Origin of the sequence: Collinsella aerofaciens (assembly GCF_964243765.1) — a bacterium.
Classification (GTDB): Bacteria; Actinomycetota; Coriobacteriia; order Coriobacteriales; family Coriobacteriaceae; genus Collinsella; species Collinsella aerofaciens_BU.
Map to the genome: position 1 here is coordinate 19978 of NZ_CAXTGI010000010.1, position 21137 is coordinate 41114.

15 protein-coding genes and 1 tRNA gene are annotated in these 21137 nt (G+C 60.8%); 12 read left to right on the forward strand and 4 right to left on the reverse strand.

The genetic code is table 11. From position 1 onward, the window contains the following. Nucleotides 1–330 precede the first annotated feature (330 nt). The 5 genes from ACESSC_RS07680 (at nucleotide 331) to ACESSC_RS07700 (ending at nucleotide 7644) form a co-directional block, all read left to right on the forward strand. Entirely contained in the window at nucleotides 331–2631 is a 2301-nt protein-coding gene (locus ACESSC_RS07680) for a hydratase (RefSeq protein WP_373162301.1), read from the forward strand. 357 nt (nucleotides 2632–2988) lie between these two features. After that, entirely contained in the window at nucleotides 2989–3657 is a 669-nt protein-coding gene (locus tag ACESSC_RS07685) for a hypothetical protein (RefSeq protein ID WP_373162303.1), read from the forward strand. 177 nt (nucleotides 3658–3834) lie between these two features. Further along, nucleotides 3835–4506, forward strand: coding sequence for a hypothetical protein (locus ACESSC_RS07690; RefSeq protein ID WP_373162304.1), 672 nt, complete (start codon nucleotides 3835–3837; stop codon nucleotides 4504–4506). A 183-nt stretch (nucleotides 4507–4689) separates the two neighbouring features. Then, complete coding sequence (gene clpB, locus ACESSC_RS07695; protein ID WP_373162306.1) at nucleotides 4690–7317, forward strand: ATP-dependent chaperone ClpB; 2628 nt, start codon at nucleotides 4690–4692, stop codon at nucleotides 7315–7317. Nucleotides 7318–7449: 132 nt separating this feature from the next. Then, the gene (locus ACESSC_RS07700; RefSeq protein ID WP_373162307.1) at nucleotides 7450–7644 is read left to right on the forward strand and encodes a hypothetical protein; all 195 of its coding nucleotides are present in this window, start codon (nucleotides 7450–7452) and stop codon (nucleotides 7642–7644) included. Nucleotides 7645–7872: 228 nt separating this feature from the next. Here ACESSC_RS07700 and ACESSC_RS07705 read toward each other — a convergent pair whose 3' ends face one another. From ACESSC_RS07705 to ACESSC_RS07715, 3 genes are all read right to left on the reverse strand, one after another. Then, entirely contained in the window at nucleotides 7873–9369 is a 1497-nt protein-coding gene (locus ACESSC_RS07705; RefSeq protein WP_373162308.1) for a hypothetical protein, read from the reverse strand. 241 nt (nucleotides 9370–9610) lie between these two features. Continuing rightward, nucleotides 9611–10618 carry a DUF5692 family protein gene (locus ACESSC_RS07710; protein ID WP_373162309.1) on the reverse strand — a complete coding sequence of 336 codons (1008 nt, stop codon included), beginning with the start codon at nucleotides 10616–10618 and terminating at the stop codon, nucleotides 9611–9613. Nucleotides 10619–10680: 62 nt separating this feature from the next. Beyond that, nucleotides 10681–11343 carry a TetR/AcrR family transcriptional regulator gene (locus ACESSC_RS07715; protein ID WP_117790308.1) on the reverse strand — a complete coding sequence of 221 codons (663 nt, stop codon included), beginning with the start codon at nucleotides 11341–11343 and terminating at the stop codon, nucleotides 10681–10683. Between the two features lie 189 nt (nucleotides 11344–11532). Here ACESSC_RS07715 and ACESSC_RS07720 point away from each other — a divergent pair, with 189 nt between their 5' ends. The 7 genes from ACESSC_RS07720 (at nucleotide 11533) to ACESSC_RS07750 (ending at nucleotide 18821) form a co-directional block, all read left to right on the forward strand. After that, complete coding sequence (locus ACESSC_RS07720) at nucleotides 11533–14310, forward strand: FAD-dependent oxidoreductase (RefSeq protein ID WP_373162311.1); 2778 nt, start codon at nucleotides 11533–11535, stop codon at nucleotides 14308–14310. A 35-nt stretch (nucleotides 14311–14345) separates the two neighbouring features. Continuing rightward, the gene (locus ACESSC_RS07725) at nucleotides 14346–14771 is read left to right on the forward strand and encodes a hydrogenase maturation nickel metallochaperone HypA/HybF (RefSeq protein WP_195645408.1); all 426 of its coding nucleotides are present in this window, start codon (nucleotides 14346–14348) and stop codon (nucleotides 14769–14771) included. Nucleotides 14772–15158: 387 nt separating this feature from the next. Further along, entirely contained in the window at nucleotides 15159–16148 is a 990-nt protein-coding gene (locus ACESSC_RS07730; RefSeq protein ID WP_346973823.1) for a PTS sugar transporter subunit IIB, read from the forward strand. A gap of 18 nt (nucleotides 16149–16166) precedes the next feature. Further along, a complete protein-coding gene (locus tag ACESSC_RS07735) occupies nucleotides 16167–16985 on the forward strand; it encodes a PTS mannose/fructose/sorbose transporter subunit IIC (protein ID WP_022094171.1) in 819 nt (272 codons plus the stop codon). A 16-nt stretch (nucleotides 16986–17001) separates the two neighbouring features. Next, complete coding sequence (locus tag ACESSC_RS07740) at nucleotides 17002–17922, forward strand: PTS system mannose/fructose/sorbose family transporter subunit IID (RefSeq protein WP_195503742.1); 921 nt, start codon at nucleotides 17002–17004, stop codon at nucleotides 17920–17922. A gap of 120 nt (nucleotides 17923–18042) precedes the next feature. Then, the gene (locus ACESSC_RS07745) at nucleotides 18043–18441 is read left to right on the forward strand and encodes a DUF956 family protein (protein WP_006235193.1); all 399 of its coding nucleotides are present in this window, start codon (nucleotides 18043–18045) and stop codon (nucleotides 18439–18441) included. A gap of 304 nt (nucleotides 18442–18745) precedes the next feature. Further along, a tRNA-Arg gene (locus ACESSC_RS07750) sits at nucleotides 18746–18821 on the forward strand. A 284-nt stretch (nucleotides 18822–19105) separates the two neighbouring features. On the opposite strand, the gene pknB is transcribed toward ACESSC_RS07750, so the two are convergent. Further along, a complete protein-coding gene (gene pknB / locus ACESSC_RS07755) occupies nucleotides 19106–21067 on the reverse strand; it encodes a Stk1 family PASTA domain-containing Ser/Thr kinase (protein WP_117797276.1) in 1962 nt (653 codons plus the stop codon). Nucleotides 21068–21137 lie beyond the last annotated feature (70 nt).

A 21137-nucleotide genomic window follows, 5' to 3' on the forward strand; every position in this document is an offset into this window, starting at 1 on the left:
TCATTCAAAGGGCAAGGCATGACCAGAAGGTCTATGCCTTGCCCTTTTCATGCCAACTTGTTCGCTCTGGACGTCGCTCGCTGTCCGTCCTCTACCTGCGGCGCTGCCTTGCTCCGGATGCGGTAGGGTAGTCATTGGGGACGTTCTTAAATGACTAGTCGCAAGGGACACTCTTGCACCAAATCTGCCGGCCTATACCGGGCTCGTCCTATGCTTTACTGAGATAAAGTGAACGTGCAGATTCGTAACCCACTCGCAACCGTTCTATGGCACGATATTGAACGAATGTATGCTATGCGCTCGAGCTTTTCGGGCAGAGTGGGAGACAGTATGGTCAAGCTGTACGAGGACGGCATCTACCTGCGCGGTGGCAGCGAGGTTGTGCCTGCGGCCGAGGCTGCCGAGCGCGGTATTACGCAGACGCCCGAGGATGCCAAGCGCGGCACCATCGCGTATTCGATCCTCCAGGCACACAATACGTCCGGCGACCCCGAGGCGCTCAAGATTCGCTTCGATGCCATGGCGAGCCACGACATCACCTTTGTCGGCATCATCCAGACGGCGCGCGCCTCGGGCATGGAGCAGTTCCCGCTGCCCTACGTGCTCACCAACTGCCACAACTCGCTGTGCGCCGTGGGCGGCACCATCAACGAGGACGACCATGTCTTTGGCCTTTCCGCGGCCAAGAAGTACGGCGGCATCTTCGTCCCGCCGCACATCGCCGTCATCCACTCCTTTATGCGCGAGAACTTTGCCGGTTGCGGCAAGATGATCCTGGGTTCCGACTCGCACACCCGCTACGGCGCCCTGGGCACCATGGCCGTGGGCGAGGGCGGCGGCGAGCTGGCCAAGCAGCTGCTGCGCGACACCTACGACGTCGCCTATCCCGGCGTCGTTGCCGTCTACCTCACGGGCGCCCCGCGCCCCGGCGTCGGCCCGCATGACGTGGCGCTCGCCATCATTCGCGCCGTCTTTGCCAAGGGCTACGTCAAGAACAAGGTCATGGAGTTTGTGGGCCCCGGTATCGCGAGCATGACGACCGACTACCGCAACGGCGTCGACGTCATGACCACCGAGACCACCTGCCTGTCGAGCATCTGGGCCACCGACGAGGACACGCACGCGTTTTTGACCATGCACGGCCGCGGCGACGACTACCGCGAGCTCAAACCCGCCGATGTCGCCTACTACGACGGCTGCGTCGAGGTCGATCTGTCGAGCATCAAGCCCATGATCGCCCTGCCGTTCCATCCTTCCAACGGCTTTGAGATCGACGAGCTCAACGAGAACCTCGAGGACATCCTGCACGAGGTGGAGCTCGAGGCCGCCAAGATCGGCGAGGGCAAGACGCACTTTAGCCTGCTCGACAAGATCGTCGACGGCAAGCTGCACGTGCAGCAGGGCGTTATCGCCGGCTGCTCGGGCGGCAACTACGACTCCGTGGTGCAGGCTGCCCGCGTGCTCAAGGGCGCCAACACCGGCTGCGGCGAGTTCTCGCTGTCGGTCTATCCCACGAGCCAACCCGTGGCGCTCGAGCTTACACGCCGCGGCTACATCTACGACCTTATGGAGGCCGGCGCGATCGTGCGCACGGCGTTCTGTGGCCCGTGCTTCGGTGCCGGCGACACGCCCGCCAACAACGGCCTTTCGATCCGCCACACCACGCGCAATTTCCCCAACCGCGAGGGTTCCAAGCCGGGTAATGGCCAGCTGAGCGCCGTGGCCCTGATGGACGCTCGCTCCATTGCAGCGACGGCTGCCAACGGCGGCGTCCTGACGCCGGCGACCGACCTGCCCGAGGAGACTTGGGACGAGGCCTGCGAGTACACCTTTGATGACGCGCCGTACAAAAAGCGCGTGTACTGGGGCTTTGGCAAGGCGGAGCCTGCCGACGAGCTGGTCGAAGGCCCCAACATCAAGCCGTGGCCCGCGATGGAGCCGCTCGGCGACGACATCCTGCTCAAGGTGTGCTCCAAGATCATGGACCCGGTTACCACGACCGACGAGCTCATTCCCTCGGGCGAGACGAGCTCCTTCCGCTCCAACCCGCTGGGCCTGGCCGAGTTTACGCTCAGCCGCCGCGATCCGGCCTACGTCGGTCGTTCCAAGGAGGTCGACGCCGTGGAGAAGCGCCGCGTGGCCGGCGAGGCCGCAGGCGACCTAGCGGCGCTCGATGCCGAGCTTGCCGGCGTGTTTGAGGCTCTGGCCGGCGCGGGCGTCGCGGCCGATGCCAAGGCGACCGAGTACGGCTCCATGCTCTATGCCAAGAAGCCGGGCGACGGTTCTGCCCGCGAGCAGGCCGCGAGCTGCCAGCGCGTGATCGGCGGCCTGGCCAACATCGTTCACGAGTACGCCACCAAGCGCTATCGCTCCAACGTGATGAACTGGGGCATGGTGCCCTTCCAGATGGAGGCCGAGCCCAGCTTTGAGGTGGGCGACTACGTCTTTGTGCCGGGCATCCGTGCCGCGCTCGATGGCGACCTAAAGGACATCGCCGCCTACGTGGTGCGCGCCGATGGTGCGGTCGAGCAGATTGTGCTCTACATTGCCGATATGACGGCCGAAGAACGTGCCATCGTCAAGGCCGGCTGTCTGATCAACTACAACAAGTTCAAGGCCGCTGCCGAGTAACGCACTTCATTGTCCGCCCGGGGCCACCCTTTCCCGCCCGCTCACGCGCTTCGCGAGGGTCGCGTTCGGCAAAGGGTGGCCCCGGGCTACATTTCTGCGTTCTCGTTGGGTCTTGGGGGACGCCAAAAATAGACTTGCTTGATGCCGTCCCTGTTATCGGGGCGGCTTCTTTTTGTTGAAAACCACCGCAAAGGGGACAGGCGCCTTTGTGGTGGTGGGGAACAAAAATGAATGACCGGGCAAACAGGCCTGTTCCCAATGTCTGATGTCCTTGCTTGTTATGGGCTAGAATAAGTTGTTATCTGAGATTATTCATTTGTTATGGAACTTGCCTGCTATTTGTCTTAGGGGGCACATATGAAGCCGTCTCGCTCCACTTGCCGTAACGCCATCGCCATTCTCGCCGTACCCATCGTGATGTTCTTCCTTATCGTCATCACGCCCTTTTCCCTTGGTATCGCCTCGCCCTTCGATTTATGCGGAATGGTCGACGCCGGCTCGCGTGCCACCTCGCTCTCCTTTATCTGCCGCGGCGTGTTTTACGAAGATGCAATTCCCACCGGAAGTTGGCGGTCAAAGTTACCGCTGCTCGATCAGGTCGACGGACAGTCTCCTCATTTCGGCCTTGAACCTCAGGCGATGAATTATTTGATCGATGACCAGCCCCTCGACTCCATCGCCCTCGCCTACGACTATGCTCCAAACACCGACGAGCGTCACATGAACCAAGTTCTCGACAAGCTGATCGAACGGTGCGGGCTTACCGAGGAGGCCGGCCGATCCATCGATAACGACCAAAAGTTAAAGCGAACAGAACTCCGCCGCATCGGAATAATAAAAGGACGGAGCAGGGCCGCCTACTGGCAGGCCTGGGCGATATGCAACAAGAGCGAATTTGGGTACAGCACCTATATGGTCACCGTCTATACAAAAGACGGGATCAAGGACAATGTTGATGATTTCGCGTCATCCAAACTTGGCATCCCCAAAACAACCAAGCCCGCCAGCCCGGATGAAATCCTGTAGGGACATTTATTGAAATGTCGCTCAACGAGCATGGCAATATCGAGCTCGTGCCCCACCACCACAAAGGGGACAGGCGCCTTTGTGGTGGTGGGGAACGAGCGGCTCCTTTTGGTAATAGTGCTGGCTGCGATATCATTAGTGCAGGTGGCGAAGGCTTGCATTGTGAGGTGCTTTGCTGTGAGAAGTCCTGCCCGTATTGGATTGATTGTTTTGGCGCTTGCGATCACTGTGGTTGGCATGGGCGCTGTCGGCATGGCGTTTCTACCTGCTGCGGTGACGGAGCCGGTGGTCAAGCCTGTGACTCAATCTGTCGAACTTCTGACCGGCGACGACAAGCCTGAGACCATTACCGTTGATTTTGATGAGCAACCGGCTGCGCTGGGCATTAGTAATTATCCACATATTCAGCTTGGGGCTATGCGCTATACCACGGATTCTAGTCTGATCGACAGGGCGTCCGAGCTGCTCAGGGGCAAAACCTTTAAGCGCTGGTATGGATATGCGTCCTATCGGGCAAAAGCGAACGACATGGTTGGCGGATGCCACTCATCCATCGAGTTGGACACCGCGAATGGCGCCAAGTTATGTGATGTTTCGTACGATCCGGGCTACGAGGGCAATGAGGGGCCGGGTATCTACATCTTGGACGGCGATGTCGCCTATGTCATGGAGGGCAACCAGACCGAGCTCAACGATTTTATGGGTCAGTGCATTCAGGATGCCTATGAACAGACCTGCTTGCCCGACCCGCAGACTGCACGCGATAGTGGGTCTGCCCGTACATGGCTGTTCGAGGATGAGATGCCCTGGAACGCCGAATCGGGAAGCACGGGCTCGGCAATTAAATAGAGGCTGCAACCACCACAAAGGTGCCTGTCCTCTTTGTGGTGGTTTTGATGCTGCTGGGGCACTCAGAAAATCTTATATATAGAGACTTAGATTTGTGTATAAGATCGTACAAAGCTGGCAACAATACTTCTCGAACAACGTGAAGCCGCCCCGTAGGGCGGCCACCCCAAGAGAGGTGATTCCATGAGAATCGATAAGCTAGCAATGACGTCACGCGAGGCGTTGCAGACCGCCATGAGCACGGCTGCCGACGCGCAGGCCGGCGCGGTGGAGCCGATTCACCTGCTGTCTGCCCTGCTCGGCGCCGGCGAGCGCAATATCTCCGTGATCATCGAGCGCATCGGTGCCGACCCGGCCCAGCTCGCACGTTCCACGCAGGATGCCATCGACCACGCGCCTAAGGTTTCGGGCGAGGGTCAGCAGATGGGCCTGTCCAACGAGCTCGTCCGCGTCATCGAGAAGGCCGAAAAGAAGGCCACTAAGATGGGCGACAGCTTTGTGGTGACCGAGCATCTGCTGATGGCACTTGCCGAGGACAAGGGCGAGGCCGGCCGCGTTCTGCGTGACGCCGGCGTGACCAAGGAGCGCATCGAGCAAGTCTACGAGGAGCTGCGCGGCGATGACCGCGTGACGTCTGCCGAGGACAAGACGCAGTTTGAGGCCTTGGAGCAGTACGGTCGCAACATCTGCGACCTCGCCCGCGCCGGCAAGCTCGACCCGGTCATCGGCCGTACCGACGAGATTCGCCGTACCATCCAGGTACTGTCGCGCCGCACCAAGAACAACCCCGTGCTCATCGGCGAGCCGGGCGTCGGCAAGACGGCCATCGTCGAGGGCATCGCCCAGCGTATCGTGGCCGGCGACGTGCCGAGCACCCTGCGCGACCGCGACCTCATCGAGCTCGACATGAGCGCGCTGGTCGCCGGCGCCAAGTACCGCGGCGAGTTCGAGGACCGCTTGAAGGCCGTGCTCAAGGAAGTACAAAAATCCGAGGGTAAGGTCATCCTGTTCATCGATGAGCTCCACACCATCGTGGGCGCGGGTGCCACCGAGGGCTCCATGGATGCCGGCAACATCCTCAAGCCTGCGCTCGCCCGTGGCGACCTGCATGCGATCGGCGCGACCACGCTCGACGAGTACCGTAAGTACATCGAGAAGGACGCGGCACTCGCCCGACGTTTCCAGACCGTGATGGTCTCCGAGCCCACCGTCGAGGACACCATCTCGATTCTGCGTGGCCTCAAGGAGAAGTACGAGATCTTCCACGGCGTGCATATCACCGATAGCGCGCTCGTGGCCGCCGCCGACCTCTCCGATCGCTACATCGCTGATCGCTTCCTGCCCGACAAGGCCATCGACCTGGTCGATGAGGCCGCAAGCCGCCTGCGCATGGAGCTCGACAGCATGCCGGTCGAGATCGACGCCACCACGCGTCAGCTCACCCAGCTGCAGATCGAGGAGCAGGCGCTCATGAAGGAGACCGATGACGCCTCCAAGGAGCGTCTGGAAGCTCTGCGCCAGGAGATTGCCGAGGTCCAGGAAAAGCTCAACGTGCAAAAGGCCGGCTGGCTCAACCAAAAGAACGCCATCGACCACGTGCAGGAGCTTAAGGGCCAGCTTGACGAGGCCAAGAGCGAAGAGGAGCGCGCGACGCGCAACGGCGACCTGGGTCGTGCGTCCGAGCTGCGCTTCTCCGTGATTCCGGGTCTGCAGCAGCAGATTCAGGATTCCGAGGCCGCGCTCGAGGCACAAAAGCAGCAGGACGGCGAGGGTCTCAACGAGCAGGTGACCTCCGACGAGATTGCCGAGGTCGTGAGCGCCTGGACCGGTGTGCCCGTGTCCAAGATGATGCAGGGCGAGCTCGACAAGCTCAAGGGCCTGGAGGGCGAGCTGCATAAGCGCGTCATTGGCCAGGACGAGGCCGTCTCCGCCGTCGCCGCAGCTGTGCGCCGCAGCCGTGCGGGCCTTTCCGATCCGGACAAGCCCATCGGCAGCTTCTTCTTCCTGGGCCCCACCGGCGTAGGCAAGACCGAGCTCGCCAAGGCGCTGGCCGAGTGCCTGTTCGATGATGAGCGCGCGCTTGTGCGTATCGACATGTCCGAGTATATGGAGAAGTTCAGCGTCCAGCGTCTGATCGGTGCGCCTCCGGGATACGTGGGCTACGACGAGGGCGGCCAGCTCACCGAGGCCGTGCGCCGTCGTCCGTACTCCGTAATCTTGCTCGACGAGATGGAGAAGGCTCATCCGGATGTCTTTAACGTGCTGTTGCAGGTGCTTGATGACGGCCGTCTGACCGATGGCCAGGGTCGCCAGGTGTCCTTCAAGAACACGATTATCATCATGACGTCCAACGTGGGCTCCAAGGCCATCGCCGATCTGTCCGGTAAGGACGAGGAGGAGATGCGCCATCAGGTCGACGCCGCCATGGCTCAGACCTTCCGCCCCGAGTTCCTCAACCGTATCGACGATATCGTGGTGTTCCATCCGCTCGGCATGGCGCAGATCGAGAAGATCGTCGACATCCAGCTTGCCGACGTCCGCGCGCGTCTGGCCAAGGAGCGCATGACGCTTGCCATCACCCCGGCGGCCAAGCAGATGCTCGCCGTGGGTGGCCTGGACCCCGTGTTCGGTGCCCGTCCGCTCAAGCGCCTGGTCCAGCGCGAGGTCGTGGACGCCATCGCCGCCGCCATCATCGACGGCACGGTGCGCGAGGGCGATCAGGTGACGGTCGATGCCGACAAGGACGGCGGCTTTACCGTCGTGTGCGACAACACGCCGGCGGCCACCTACGAGGTCCCCGACGCCGAGTAGATTTATGGGACATGCCTTAAAATCTGCCAGCCGTCTCTAAACGCCAAGGGCGGCGGATCCAATGGGGTCCGCCGCCCTTTTTCGTGCGACAATCGATGATGTTGAACGGATGCGATGCAAGGAGATGCGCAGATGACAGACAAGAACAAGACGAACACGCCGGCGACCGATGCCGCACCCGCCGCACCCAAGTCTGCGCCTAAGCCGGCACCCAAGCCGCGCGACCCCTATATCCGCGCCGAGAACGAGGACGACGACGGCTACGATCCCTACAGCGATCGCCGCCCCGAGCGCGAGCCCCTCTTCGAAGCCGACCCCTGGCGCTAAACCAGCTCATTTGGGACGGGGCTTTTTAGCTCCTTTTGCCGTCCTACCTGCCCGATGATTTATCTTTGCCTCAGCCGTTCGACATCCTTCGGGGGAGCGGCAGCGGAAAAACTTGCTTAGCTACTAATCAAGATGCACATCAATCTTGCTTATCCGCTAATCAAGATTTGGGACGGGGTAGCTAAAATAGCCCCGTCCCAAAAAGACTGGTCTGGGCGGAGCAGACGGCTAGTCCTGGGCTTTGATGCTCGGCAGGAGAATCTGGGCGAGGTAGTCGGTCTCTAGTTTGGTCGCAGCGTCGGCCTTGCCGTCTTTGCCGACCAGTACGTTCTTGATCTGGCTGTAGGTGTAGCGGTTGCCGGTCGTAAGCTCGACAAGCTCAATGGCGGTGTCCATGGGATAGGTCGACACGGGATCTTGCGTGCGCCCGTTGATGGTCTGGGGTACCACGTACGGATAGACGGGGCCGCTGGCGTAGACGGTATAACCGTTGCCTAGGTTGGCCGCGCCCAAAACCGTATCGCCCTCATCGGGCGTAAAGCTCTCGCCCTCGCGCACCGCGACGAGCGTCACGATCGGCGTATCGCTGTCGCCGGCAAGATAGATGCATAGCGTGCTGCCATTTTGCCAAGTCTCGACCTTGCCGTACCACTCGACGGGGATATCGAACTGGTAGAGGTCGGTTGCCTTGTGACGGGCGTCGGCATCACGGGCCGCCTGTGCCTTTTGCGCGCTCACGGCATTGACGGCGGCGTCGCGCCGCGCGGTTGCCGCCTGCTGGAGCACCTTGGCGGTGGCGGAGGAGCTCGCACCGCCCTCCTCGGCATATTTGGCGGCGGCATCGATCTGGTCGTCGGTTACCGTGTCGGCCGAAGGCACCTTGAGCTTAAAGGTGACCTGGCTGCTTAGGTCCTGTCCATCGCTCTTAACGGTGACCTGCGTCTTGGTGGTCGGGACGGTATAGATGGTGCCGTCGGCCGCGATGGGGGAGGCAGCGATGGAGAGCGTGTAGTCACCGGGTAGTAGTTTGATGCCACGGCCGTGCTCGTCAACATAGAGTGTTTCGCTTACGGAGGATCCGTCAGAATCCTGGCCACTCACCTGTACGGGAATCTTGGAGCCGGTGGAACAGTCGAGCCCCGCGGCATGTACGCCAATCTGCACCGACATCATCGTGTGGGCATTGGCAGCGACAGCGGCAGCCTGCTCTTGCTGATATCCGTTCCAGGCAGCATAGCCCGCACCGCCGGCGACGAGCGCGACGGCCACGACACCGGCGACCATCAGATTGCGGCGCTTGGGCGACATCTTGCGATGGCGAACCTCGGCCTCGCGTGCCGAGGGAACGGACGGCAGGGGAATATCGCCCATGGCGATGGTCTCGTCCACGGCTGGTGCGGAACCCAGGCCAGGAAGCTCGCGGGTCAGCGAATCCTCGGCCGGCAAGCTGTCGAGCAAGACGGTTTCCTCGCCCGTGTCGGATTCGGGCTGATTGCCGGCCTCGCTTTCGGCGTCTTCGTGACCTGCCTCATCTTTGGCAGGCTCAACGTCATCTGCATCCTGATCATCGGACTGCGCCTCGGCTTCCGGCTCATCCTGCACACCAACGCCCGAATCGTCAAACGCAATCTCATCGAGTGAAATCCGGTCTAAGCTCTCCAAGGCCTCAGCGCAAGCTTCTGCATCTTGGGTCGCATCCTCTTGGCCCATCGTCTCATCTTTCATATATCCCCCAAGCTCAATATCGGGACAACAATGTACCCAAAAACAAGGTCATATAGAGCTGTCAGGCGATCGGAAATCTGATTTTATCTGTGCGAGAGGTTTTGAATGTGTGCGTGGATGCGCGCAACAGCAAAAAGCCCCCGGAAAGCGGACAAATCGCTTTCCGGGGGCATGCAATACGTTGCATTGCGCGGAGTCGGCCAGGCGACTTCACATTCAAGCGGCGTTTGCGCCGGGCATGTTACTCGGCGTGCGCGTAATCCACCTTGGCGCGGCGAGCAGTAGCCTTCTCCCAATCGCTGGTGCCCTCAAAGACATCCTGCTTGTAGGGATTGCGGCCGAGCTTCTTGGCACGGTAGGCGATGTAGATGATCGCGGCGATGTTGGCGATCAGCGCGACAATCGAGACCGCGGTGGCGGCGCCTGCATCGAGCGTGGAGTGGGTCACAAAGATGGACTCCTCCTGGAAATAGGGGAACACCTGGGCAAACATGCACCAAATGGCCAGCGTAAAGGCGCGGTTCTGGATCCAACCGCCCTTGTTCCAGATAAAGGCGGCGACGGTGGGCGCCAGCAGCAGCGCAAAGCCGCAGAACCAGGAGTGGGTGGGCAGGCAGTTGTAGGTGTAGCAGAAGTTCCAGATATCGTAGGCGATGATGTAGACCCAGGTCATGTCGGGCCACAGCATATCGGTCTTGTCCTCGGAGGCGTAGACGCTCCACCAACCGGTCATGCAGAAGATGTTGATGAGACCGGCGATGCCGTTGAACACGTTGTTCCAGCCGGCCAGCTGCGTAGCACCTTCGGAGGTGACCCAGGTGGACTCGCCCAGGACAAAGAAGTGATAGGCGCTCTCAAAGTCGGACACGACGGCGATCAAGATGTTGATGGCGACGATCACAAACGGCCACGCGCGGAACCAATGCGCCTTGCCGATCTTGCCCCACTGGTACTTAATGGCAATGAAGCCCCAGCAACCGGCCAGCGCCGCGTATACCTTGGCGTAGTGGAACCAGCTGTTCTGGTACACATGGGTGGGGTTGGTGAGCGCCCACTCGGCACCCTGTGAGACGCCGATGGCGATGGCGACGCAGTAGATGGTCATGGCCAGCGGAGCCACGCCAAAGATGATTGCCGCGCCCAGCTTGGTGCGGCGGCCGACCTCGTTGAGCACGATCAGGCCAATAAAGACCATGGCCCAGCCGACCCAGTGGATAAGGGTATCGCTACCCCAAACATCGAACAGCATGCTGCTCTCCTTTCATACGCCCGCGGCCCCTCTTCCGACGCGGGCAGTTTGGCCATATATCGTCAGTTCCTGGGCTTGCGCTCGGGATACTTGGCGGTGTAGCCCTCGATGTGGAGCGTCGAGGCGATAATCTCCTTGACCGTCTCGTCGGGCACATCGGGGTGCGTGCGGATATACATCAACAGTCCCATGATGAGGGTGTAGAACGTCTCGTAAACATGGTCGATGCGCAGGTCGTGATGGGCGACAAAGTCCACCACGGTGGTGTCGCAAATGTATTGCGCCACGCGCTGGACCACGTTGTGCAGAAAGCCGCCGTAGAGCGCACCGCTGCTCGAGGTGAGCGTGCTCGGCAGCTCGTGGCCGCTCACGACCAGGCGCTTAAAGAGCGGAGCGACGGTGTCGAGCGCGCCTTCGATGTCGCCAACCGTGCGACTGGCGTTCCATTGCTCGAGCTCGGCGATAAAGCCGTCGATCGCCTCGTCCATGACGGCGGTGACGGCGGCATCCATATCGGCAAAGTAGTGGTAGAACAATGAACGCGTGCAGCCGGCTCGCTTGGTCACGGCCGATACCGATAGGTGGGACACGCCCAGCTCGGAGCTTACGGTGCGCACGGCATCGAGGATCTCGCGACGGCGTTCGTCGCCCGTCAGGCGCTTTGCCGCACTATCGGATGCGGGGACGGCATCGACCACAGAGGTATCTGCTGTTTTGCCGCCCATGTTTTGCCGCCTTTCGTCCGTTTGAGCCCGACCGTTCACCTAACAGTCTTGAATATTGTTGACGGTTCGTCAATACTGTTTTTGACACAATGTCAACAATGGCGGGTGAACGGCATGGGGGCATGCCCGGCCTGCAAAAAAAGAGGGGCGCTGCGGCCTCGTCGGGCTGCGGCAAGAGAAGGGACAACCATGATTCTCAACGGACCGGGGATTAGCTACACCGAGCCCGATATCGGCGCGGAGTTCGTGCCGCCGCTGCCGGAGCATCCGCGCGAGGCCATTGTCAAGCTGTGTGAGCACTGCACCAACCGCCTGCTGCATCGCGACGAGCTGCTGGGCTACGAGTACTGGTCGTTTGCCGAGGCCGCAACCGACGAGCAGGCCGAAGTGCTCTGCAAGATGAAGATGCGCCGTCCCTACACGCTGCCCGAGATGGTCAAGCTCACCGGCATGCCCGAGGCCGATATCGAGAAGATGCTCGACGACATGAGCTACACGGGTCTGCTCGAGTACAACTGGGAAAATCCCGAGCGCGCCAAGCAGTGGGTGCTGCCCATGCTGGTGCCGGGTTCCGCCGAGTTCCTCAACATGCGCGTGAGCCAGCTCGAGGAGCATCCGGTCTATGCCAAGTTCTTTGAGCAGGCGTCCAAGGGACCGCTGTCCAAGGCCACGCCGATGGTGCCGCCCGGAGGCGCCGGTATCGGCATGCATGTCATTCCGGTCGAGAAGGCTATCGACGCCGCGAGCACCTCGGTGCCGATCGAGCATATCGAGCATTGGCTCGACAAATACGATGGCAAATATGCCGCTAGCACCTGCAGCTGCCGCGCGAGCCGTCGCGTGATGGGTGAGGGCTGCGCCGACGACCCGGCCGATTGGTGCATCGCCGTGGGCGATATGGCCGACTACGTGGTTGAGACCGATCGTGGCCATTACGTGACCCGCGACGAGGTTTACGACATCTTGCGCCAGGCCGAGGACAACGGCTTTGTGCACCAGATCACCAATATCGACGGCGAGAACAAGATCTTCGCCATCTGCAACTGCAACGTCAACGTGTGCTACGCCCTGCGCACCTCGCAACTGTTCAACACGCCCAACCTGTCGCGCTCGGCCTACGTCGCCAAGGTCGAGAAGGACAAGTGCGTGGCCTGCGGTCGCTGCGTTGAGGTGTGTCCGGCCGGCGCCACCAAACTGGGCCAGAAGCTCTGTAGCAAAAAGGCCGGCGGCCGCGTGCCCGAGTATCCGCGCCAGGAGCTGCCCGATGCCACCAAGTGGGACCACACCAAGTGGTCGCCCAACTACCGCAACGACAACCGCATCGAGACGCATGAGTCCGGCACCGCGCCCTGCAAGACGGCCTGCCCCGCGCACGTTGCCGTTCAGGGCTATTTGAAGCTCGCGGCGCAGGGCCGCTATGACGAGGCGTTGGCGCTCATCAAGCGCGAGAACCCGCTGCCCGCTATCTGCGGCCGTGTGTGCAACCGCCGCTGTGAGGATGCCTGCACCCGCGGCCGTGTGGACGCCGCCGTGGCTATCGACGAGGTCAAGAAGTTTATCGCCCAGCGCGATCTGGATGCCGCGACCCGCTATGTCCCGTCCGTGGTGACGCCGACGCGCGCCGGCGGCTTCGATCAGAAGATTGCCATCATCGGTGCCGGCCCGGCTGGCCTGTCCTGTGCTTTCTATCTTGCCGAGAAGGGCTACAAGCCCGTCGTGTTCGAGAAGAACGAGCGCCCGGGCGGCATGCTCACCTATGGCATTCCCAGCTTTAAGCTGGAAAAGGACGTTATCGAGGCTGAGGTCGAGATCATTCGCCTGATGGGCGCCGAGTTCCGCTATGGCGTGGAGGTCGGCCGTGACGTGACGCTCGATGAGCTGCGCGAGCAGGGCTTTAAGGCCTTCTACGTTGCCATTGGCTGCCAGGGCGGCCGCCTTGCCGGTATTCCGGGCGAGGATGCCGAGGATGTGACCGTGGCCGTCGACTTCTTGCGCGAGGTCAACAGCGGCAAGATTGACGCGCTGCCCGGCCGCACCATCGTGGTGGGCGGCGGCAACGTTGCTATCGATGTCGCGCGCAACGCCTGCCGTCTGGGCTCTGAGCATGTTGAGATGTTCTGCCTGGAGAGCGAGGCCCAGATGCCCGCCAGCGAGGAGGAGCGTCGCGAGGCCATCGAGGACGGCGCGCACATCAGCTGCGGTTGGGGCCCCAAGCAGGTCCATCTGGACGAGGCCGGTCATGTGCGCGGCATCACCTTTAAGCGCTGCACGCGCGTCTACGATGACGAGGGGCGTTTTGCGCCCGAGTACGACGAGAACGACCTGCGCCGCGTCGATGCCGACCGCGTGGTCATGTCCATCGGCCAGTCCATTGTGTGGGGCGACCTGCTGGCTGGCTCCAAGGTGGAGCTTGGCCGCGGTCAGGGTGCCCTTGCCGATCCTCAGACCTACCAGACCGCCGAGCCAGACATCTTTGTGGGCGGCGACGTCTACACCGGTCCGAGTTTTGCCATCGATGCCATCGCCGCCGGCCACGAGGCCGCCGTGTCCATCCATCGCTATGTGCAGCCGGGGTCCACGCTCACCATCGGCCGCAACCAGCGCCGCTACACCGCGCTCGACCGCGACGATGTCGTGATCGAGAGCTACGACAACGCGAGCCGCGAGGTTGCCCACGTGGACCGCGAGCGCGAGAAGGCCGCGCCGTTTAGCGAGTACGTCGAGACCTTTACCGAAGAGCAGGTGCGCGCCGAGACCGCCCGCTGCCTGGGCTGCGGCGCCTCGATCGTCGACCCCAACAAGTGCATCGGCTGTGGCCTGTGCACCACCAAGTGCGCGTTTGACGCCATCCATCTGGATCGCGACCGCCCCGAGTGCTCAACGATGGTCAAATACGAGCAAAAGCTCCCCAGCCTGGGCAAGTACGCACTCAAGCGTGCCATCAAGATCAAATTCGGTCGCAAGTAAGTAGTCATAACGGGAACGGCGGAAGGAATATAAAAGTGCACGAGCTCGGAATCGTCTATCACATCATTCGCGATGTCGAGAATGTGGCGCGCGCCAATGGCGTGCGTCGCGTTTCGAGCGTGACGTTGCTGCTGGGCGAGGTCTCGGGCGTCGTTCCCGACTTGCTGCTCGACGCTTGGCGCTGGGCAGCAGATAAAAAGCCTATCACCGAGGGCTCGGAGCTTATCGTGGAGCCCGTTGAGGCCGTGACACATTGCGAGGCGTGCGGCCGCGACTACGCGACGGTCGAGTACGGAAAGACCTGTCCCCATTGCGGTAGCGGCGAGACTTATCTGCTGCAGGGCCAGGATGTCATGATCAAGCAGATCGAGACCCCCGACGAGAACCTGGCAGACGCTACCCCTGATGGTCCCGCTGCTCCTGACGCCGTCGACGCCGCCAACCCCCTCCACATCGCCTAACTTAGTCATTGGGGACGTTCTTAAACGACTAGTCATTAAAGAACGTCCCCAATGACTATTCTTTTTTGACGGTTTGCTAGAGCATAACTAACGAAATTAGTCAAGTCACGTCTGTTTAAACAAAATATCGAAGAGTCAAGCAGGTTCTTATCCGATTTAAATCGGTATTAGTGAATGCTGTGCCTGTATCTGTTTTCTAAGATGGTCAAACTAATTATGTTTAGCGAGGAATAGCTGAAAACCAGCGATGTAACCAACTTGTAACAAAAGCATGACGTTTAAACAAATAATCCAACCATTCACATTTTTTCCTATAATTTTGCCACACTTGCGGCTATACTCTTTTTTGTCGTGTAGGAAATACGTAGACAAAAAGGAGGTTATGTGATGGTAAGTATTGTTCTTGCTAGCCATGGTGACTTGGCGGCTGGAATCAAGCAGACGGGCTCGATGGTCTTTGGCGATCAGCCGTCTGTAGCCGTGGTCTCGCTCGAGCCGAGCATGGGCCCCGACGACTTCCGTGCCAAGGTCGAGGAAGCAGTCGCTTCCTTCGAGGACCAGGAGCAGGTGCTCTTCCTCGTTGATCTGTGGGGCGGTACGCCGTTCAACCAGATCAGCGGGCTCATCGAGGGCCACGATTCCTGGGCTATCGTCACCGGTGTCAACCTGCCTATGCTCATCGAGGCATATTCGCAGCGCTTTGACGCAAAGAACACTGCACATGCGATCGCAAAACATCTCGTGACTGAGGCTAAGGCTGGCGTGCGCGTCAAGCCCGAGTCTCTGGAGCCCGAGGAGAAGAAGCCGGCTGCGGCCGCCGCTGCTCCTGCAGGCGCCATCCCTCCGGGAACGGTCATCGGCGACGGGCACATCAAGATCGCCCACGTCCGTATCGACACCCGTCTGCTTCATGGTCAGGTGGCCACCACGTGGACCAAGCAGATCAACCCCAACCGCATCATCGTGGTTTCCGACGGCGTTGCTCACGACGAGCTCCGCAAGACCATGATCGAGCAGGCTGCCCCTCCGGGAGTCCATGCCAACGTCGTGCCCATCAAGAAGATGGCCGAGGTCGTCAAGGACACGCGCTTTGGTGACACCAAGGCCATGCTGCTCTTCGAGAACCCGCAGGATCTGCTCAAGGCCATCGAGGCCGGCGTCGACATCAAGGAAGCCAACATCGGTTCCATGGCTCACTCCAAGGGCAAGGTCGTCGTCACCAACGCCGTCGCTATGGGCGATGACGACGTTAAGACTCTCGAGGCCCTCAAGGCCAAGGGCGTCAAGTTCGAGGTCCGCAAGGTTCCTTCGGATTCCTCCGAGGATCTCGACGCCATGTTGAAGAAAGCTAAGGCCGAACTGGCCGCTCAAGCATAGTAAAGGAGGGTCCGATACATGTCTGCAATCACTATTCTGCTTGTTGCGATTGTCGCGTTGCTTGCCGGTATGGAAGGCATTCTGGATGAGTTCCAGTTCCATCAGCCGCTCGTGGCATGCACGCTTATCGGTCTCGTAACCGGTCACCTTCAGGAGGGCATCCTCCTGGGCGGTTCGCTCCAGATGATGGCCCTTGGCTGGGCTAACGTCGGCGCCGCCGTCGCGCCTGACGCCGCCCTGGCCTCGGTCGCTTCTTCGATCATCATGGTGCTCGCCCTCAACGGTGGCGCCACCGATTCGGCCAAGGCCGTTACCGCCGCTATCGCCGTCGCCGTGCCTCTGTCGGTCGCTGGTCTGTTCCTGACCATGATCTGCCGTACCCTGGCTACCGCTATCGCTCACGCCATGGACGGTTGCGCCGAGAAGGGCGACTTCGCCGGCATCGAGCGCTGGCAGTACGCTGCTATCCTCATGCAGGGTCTTCGTATCGCCATCCCGGCAGTGCTTCTGTGCATCATCCCGGCCGAGGCTGTTACCAACGCGCTTAACGCTATGCCCGACTGGCTGTCCGGCGGCATGGCTGTCGGCGGCGGCATGGTCGCTTCCGTCGGTTACGCCATGGTCATCAACATGATGGCCACCAAGGAGACCTGGCCGTTCTTCATCCTCGGCTTTGTCCTTGCTGCCATCCCTCAGCTCACGCTGATCGCCCTTGGCCTCATCGGCATCTCCCTTGCCCTCATCTACCTTGGCCTTAAGGATCTGGCCAAGCAGGGTGGCGGCATGGGCGGTGGCTCCGGCGACCCGCTCGGCGACATTCTGAACGATTACGAGTAGGAGGGGAGTGATACATATGGCAGAGAACAAGATTCAGCTCACCAAGGCTGACCGCAAGAAGGTTTGCTTCCGTCATCAGTTCCTTCAGGGCTCGTGGAACTACGAGCGTATGCAGAACGGCGGCTGGTGCTTCGCAATGATCCCTGCGATCAAGAAGCTCTACACCAGCAAGGATGACCAGATTGCCGCTCTTAAGCGCCACCTGGAGTTCTATAACACCCACCCTTATGTTTCCGCCCCCGTCATTGGCGTTACCCTCGCTCTCGAGGAGGAGCGCGCCAACGGTGCTCCGATTGACGACGTCGCCATTCAGGGCGTCAAGGTCGGTATGATGGGCCCGCTCGCCGGCGTCGGCGACCCCGCCTTCTGGTTCACCCTTCGCCCGATTCTGGGCGCTCTGGGCGCTTCCCTGGCCCTGTCCGGCAGCATCGCCGGTCCGCTGCTGTTCTTCTTCGCGTGGAACATCATCCGTTACGCCTTCCTGTGGTACACGCAGGAGTTTGGCTACAAGGTCGGCTCCTCCATCGCCAAGGACCTCTCCGGCGGTCTGATGGGCAAGGTCACCGAGGGCGCTTCCATCCTGGGTATGTTCATCATTGGCGCCCTGGTTGAGCGCTGGGTGTCCATCTCCTTCACCCCGGTCGTCTCCAAGGTCACGCAGTCTGCTGGCGCCTTTATCGACTGGGCTAATCTGCCCTCCGGTTCTGAGGGTGTCAAGGAAGCACTGACGATGTATAACTCCATCGGTGCTAACGCCCTTGATCAGGTGAAGGTCACCACGCTTCAGGCTAACCTCGATCAGCTCATCCCCGGCCTTGCCGCCGTGTGCCTGACCCTGCTGGTCTGCAAGCTCCTCAAGAAGAAGGTCAGCCCGATCGTCATCATCCTGGCTCTCTTCGCCGTCGGCATCATCGGTCGCTTCTGCGGCTTCATGTAAGCACGCTTCGGCTTAAGACCGAGAGTTGCTAGGTAAGGGCTTTTGAGCCATTGAAACGGACCGCACCCGGTGGGTACACTGGATGCGGTCCGATTGTTTTAGTTGGAGGGTGAGGCGCGTATGGCGCAATCTCAGAACAGCACGGTCGATCTGGCAACGCCGGCAACCTGCCTGATGGGGCTTACCAGCCACGGTAACGTGATGGTGGGCAATAAGGCGTTCGAGTACTATAACGAGCGCAATCCCGAGGATTATATTCAAATCCCGTGGGACGAGGTCGACTATATTGCCGCCGAGGTTTTGCGCGGCACCAAGAAGATTACGCGTTTTGCCATCTTCACCAAGGACAACGGTCACTTTACGTTTTCGACGCGCGACGACAAAGAGACGCTTCGCGCGGTCCGCAAGTACGTCGACGAGGATAAGCTCGTGCGTTCGCCCGACTTTATCGATGTGACGGCCAAGGGCGCCAAGAGCATCCCCTCCGTCATCAAGAACCTTTTCCACAAAGGCAACTAGCCATTAAAGAGCGCCCCCCTAAAGTGGGACGCGGTTTCCCATGAGGCTCGATCGGGAAAGTGCATCCCGGTTCGAGTGCCGATTGCGGGATGTAGTTTCCGGAACGGGCCCGTTTGGGAAACCGTGTCCCGTTTCGAGTCGAAATTCTGGGGCACAGTTTCCCAGCGAGGTCCCATGGGGAAAGTCTGACCCAGAATTTGCCTGGATAGTGGGACGCACTTTCCGGAGGGCTGTTCCACCGCAACTTCGAAGAGTGGCTACACGCTGCATCACAACGTGTAAATCTGCTACACTAGTACAACATGCCTCCGTAGCTCAGGGGATAGAGCACCGCTCTCCTAAAGCGGGTGTCGACGGTTCGAATCCGCCCGGGGGCACCAGAAGATTATAACGGCGTCGCGAGAGCGGCGCCGTTTCTGGTTTGTGGGAGCTGCCGACGGATTAGGACCGTCGACACCCGCGTCACCAATTTCCCCGCGGGGGGGAGTTTTCGAATCAGCCCGGGGACACCAGAGATTGATCGAGCCCGGTACACCGTCACGGTACCGGGCTCTTCTGGTTCATGTCATGTCAAAAACGAAGCGCCCGCTTGCTGGGGGAGCAAGCGGGCGCCTGTGAGCGAATATGTTTGCGGCGAGAGCCGTAATGAGCGGTTGGGTTGCGACTAGTTGGTCGTACCGGAATCGTCGCCCGTGCTCGTGCCTGAACCCGAACCCGAGCCAGAAAGTGCAACCGTCAGCGTAATCGTGCTGTCGGTGGACTGTTTGCCGGTGGGGGAGACGCCCGTAACGGTGGCGTTTTCATTGCCGCTCACGGGGTTGCCGTTCTGATCGCAGAATGCGATGTTGTAGAACCCGGCGTTGTTGAGCGCGGTGACGGCCGCGGAGATGCTCTTGCCGTACAGGTTGCCCGGAACGCTGGCCTTGCCGGACTTCTTGGCAATGACGACGGTAATCGTGGCGCCAGGCTTCTGCTTGCCGCTGGGGTTCCAGCTAATCACGGTGCCCTCGGTAACCGAATCGTTCTCCTGGTAGCTCACGTCGACGCCAAAGCCTGCCATATCGAGGGCGTTGCGCGCCTGGGCCTCGGTCATGTCGGTCAGATCGGGGACGGAGGTGGTGTCAGGACCGCTGGAGACCTTGTACGAGATGGTCGTGCCCTTCTCGACTTCCTTACCGGGTTCGGTGCCCTGCTCAAAGACCTGGCCCTCATCGGCCTCGTTGGCCTCCTCGGAGGCGTTGCCCTTCAGGCCAACGCTTGCCAGCGCGGCTTCTGCCTGGTCCTTGGTCAGGCCGACAAGCCGGGGAACCTCAACCTTCTCGGAGGGCTTGGGGCCCTTGGAGATTACCAGGTTCACCTTGGTGCCCTTGGCCTTCTTGGTTTTGCCGTTGGGCGTCTGCTCGGCGACCTTGCCCTCGTCGATATCGTCGTTGTAGCTTTGGTCGATGGTGCCGACCTCGAGGCCGGCTTCCTTGATCTGCTCGACGGCAGTCTGCTGGTCCTTGCCCAGCACATCGGGCACGGTGACCTGCTCGCCGCCAAAGAGTCCTGTGGCAAAGGCCACCACGATACCGATGACGGCAACGGCTGCCACCACGGCGGCGATGATCTTGTTCTTGTTGGATTTGGGCTTTTCGACCTCGTAGGAGCCGGTGGAGCCCGAAACCGAGCTACGGGCGGTATTCTGGCCGCTCACGCCCGAGACGGGACGTACCATGGCGCGCGTCTGATCGGAAAGCTCGCGAGTCTTGGTGGCGCCCAGTTCACCGGGTGCACCGATGATGCGCGTGGGCTCCGAGATGTTGACGGCACGGCCCGACAGGTAGCTGTTGAGCACCTGACGCAGCTCGTCGGCGGTCTGGAAGCGGTTTGCCGGGTCCTTCTCCATGCACTTGAGGATGATACGCTCAAGGTCGGCGTCGACACCGGAGTTGATCTGGCTCGGCGGAATAGGCAGCTCGTTGACCTGCTTGAGTGCGACTGAGATGGCGTCATCACCGTCAAAGGGCACGCGGCCGGTGGCGCACTCGTACATCACGACGCCCAGCGAGTAGATATCCGAGGTGGGGCCGAGGTCCTGACCACGGGTCTGCTCGGGACTGACGTAGTGGGCGGTTCCCAGCACGTTGTTGTCTTGCGTGAGGTGGCTGTTCTTGGCGCGCGCGATGCCAAAGTCCATCACCTTGATGTTGCCGTCGGGCAGCACCATGATGTTTTGCGGCTTAATGTCGCGGTGGATGATCTCGTGCTTGTGCGCGACCGAAAGCGCGGAGCTGATCTGCGAGCCGATTTGCGCGACTTTCTTGGGATCGAGGGCGCCGTGGCTCTTGATGCCGCTCTTAAGGTCGGTACCGCGCAGGTACTCCATGACGATGTAATAGGTGTCGCCGTCCTTGCCCCAGTCGTAGACGCCCACGATATAGGGGGAGGACAGGCCGGCAGCTGCCTGGGCCTCCTGCTTAAAGCGGGCGGCGAAGGTGGCGTCGCCGGCATACTGCGGCAGCATGATCTTGACGGCAACCGTGCGGTCGAGGACCTGATCCTGTGCACGGAAGACGGTCGCCATACCGCCCGTCCCCACCTTATCCTTGAGGAGGTATCTTCCCCCGAGGACCCTCTGTTCCATTCCTGCTCCTAACATAACTATTCGCTCAACGATGTGTGTAGTACCAAATGTGTGGCCGCTGGGGCCGTGT

Bases quoted from the DNA above. Each gene is read 5' to 3' on its own strand.
- ACESSC_RS07680 (WP_373162301.1), top strand. From the start codon at position 331: ATGGTCAAGCTGTACGAGGACGGCATCTACCTGCGCGGTGGCAGCGAG.
- ACESSC_RS07685 (WP_373162303.1), top strand. From the start codon at position 2,989: ATGAAGCCGTCTCGCTCCACTTGCCGTAACGCCATCGCCATTCTCGCC.
- clpB (WP_373162306.1), top strand. From the start codon at position 4,690: ATGAGAATCGATAAGCTAGCAATGACGTCACGCGAGGCGTTGCAGACC.
- ACESSC_RS07700 (WP_373162307.1), top strand. From the start codon at position 7,450: ATGACAGACAAGAACAAGACGAACACGCCGGCGACCGATGCCGCACCC.
- ACESSC_RS07705 (WP_373162308.1), bottom strand. From the start codon at position 9,369: ATGAAAGATGAGACGATGGGCCAAGAGGATGCGACCCAAGATGCAGAA.
- ACESSC_RS07710 (WP_373162309.1), bottom strand. From the start codon at position 10,618: ATGCTGTTCGATGTTTGGGGTAGCGATACCCTTATCCACTGGGTCGGC.
- ACESSC_RS07715 (WP_117790308.1), bottom strand. From the start codon at position 11,343: ATGGGCGGCAAAACAGCAGATACCTCTGTGGTCGATGCCGTCCCCGCA.
- ACESSC_RS07720 (WP_373162311.1), top strand. From the start codon at position 11,533: ATGATTCTCAACGGACCGGGGATTAGCTACACCGAGCCCGATATCGGC.
- ACESSC_RS07730 (WP_346973823.1), top strand. From the start codon at position 15,159: ATGGTAAGTATTGTTCTTGCTAGCCATGGTGACTTGGCGGCTGGAATC.
- ACESSC_RS07735 (WP_022094171.1), top strand. From the start codon at position 16,167: ATGTCTGCAATCACTATTCTGCTTGTTGCGATTGTCGCGTTGCTTGCC.
- ACESSC_RS07740 (WP_195503742.1), top strand. From the start codon at position 17,002: ATGGCAGAGAACAAGATTCAGCTCACCAAGGCTGACCGCAAGAAGGTT.
- ACESSC_RS07745 (WP_006235193.1), top strand. From the start codon at position 18,043: ATGGCGCAATCTCAGAACAGCACGGTCGATCTGGCAACGCCGGCAACC.
- pknB (WP_117797276.1), bottom strand. From the start codon at position 21,067: ATGGAACAGAGGGTCCTCGGGGGAAGATACCTCCTCAAGGATAAGGTG.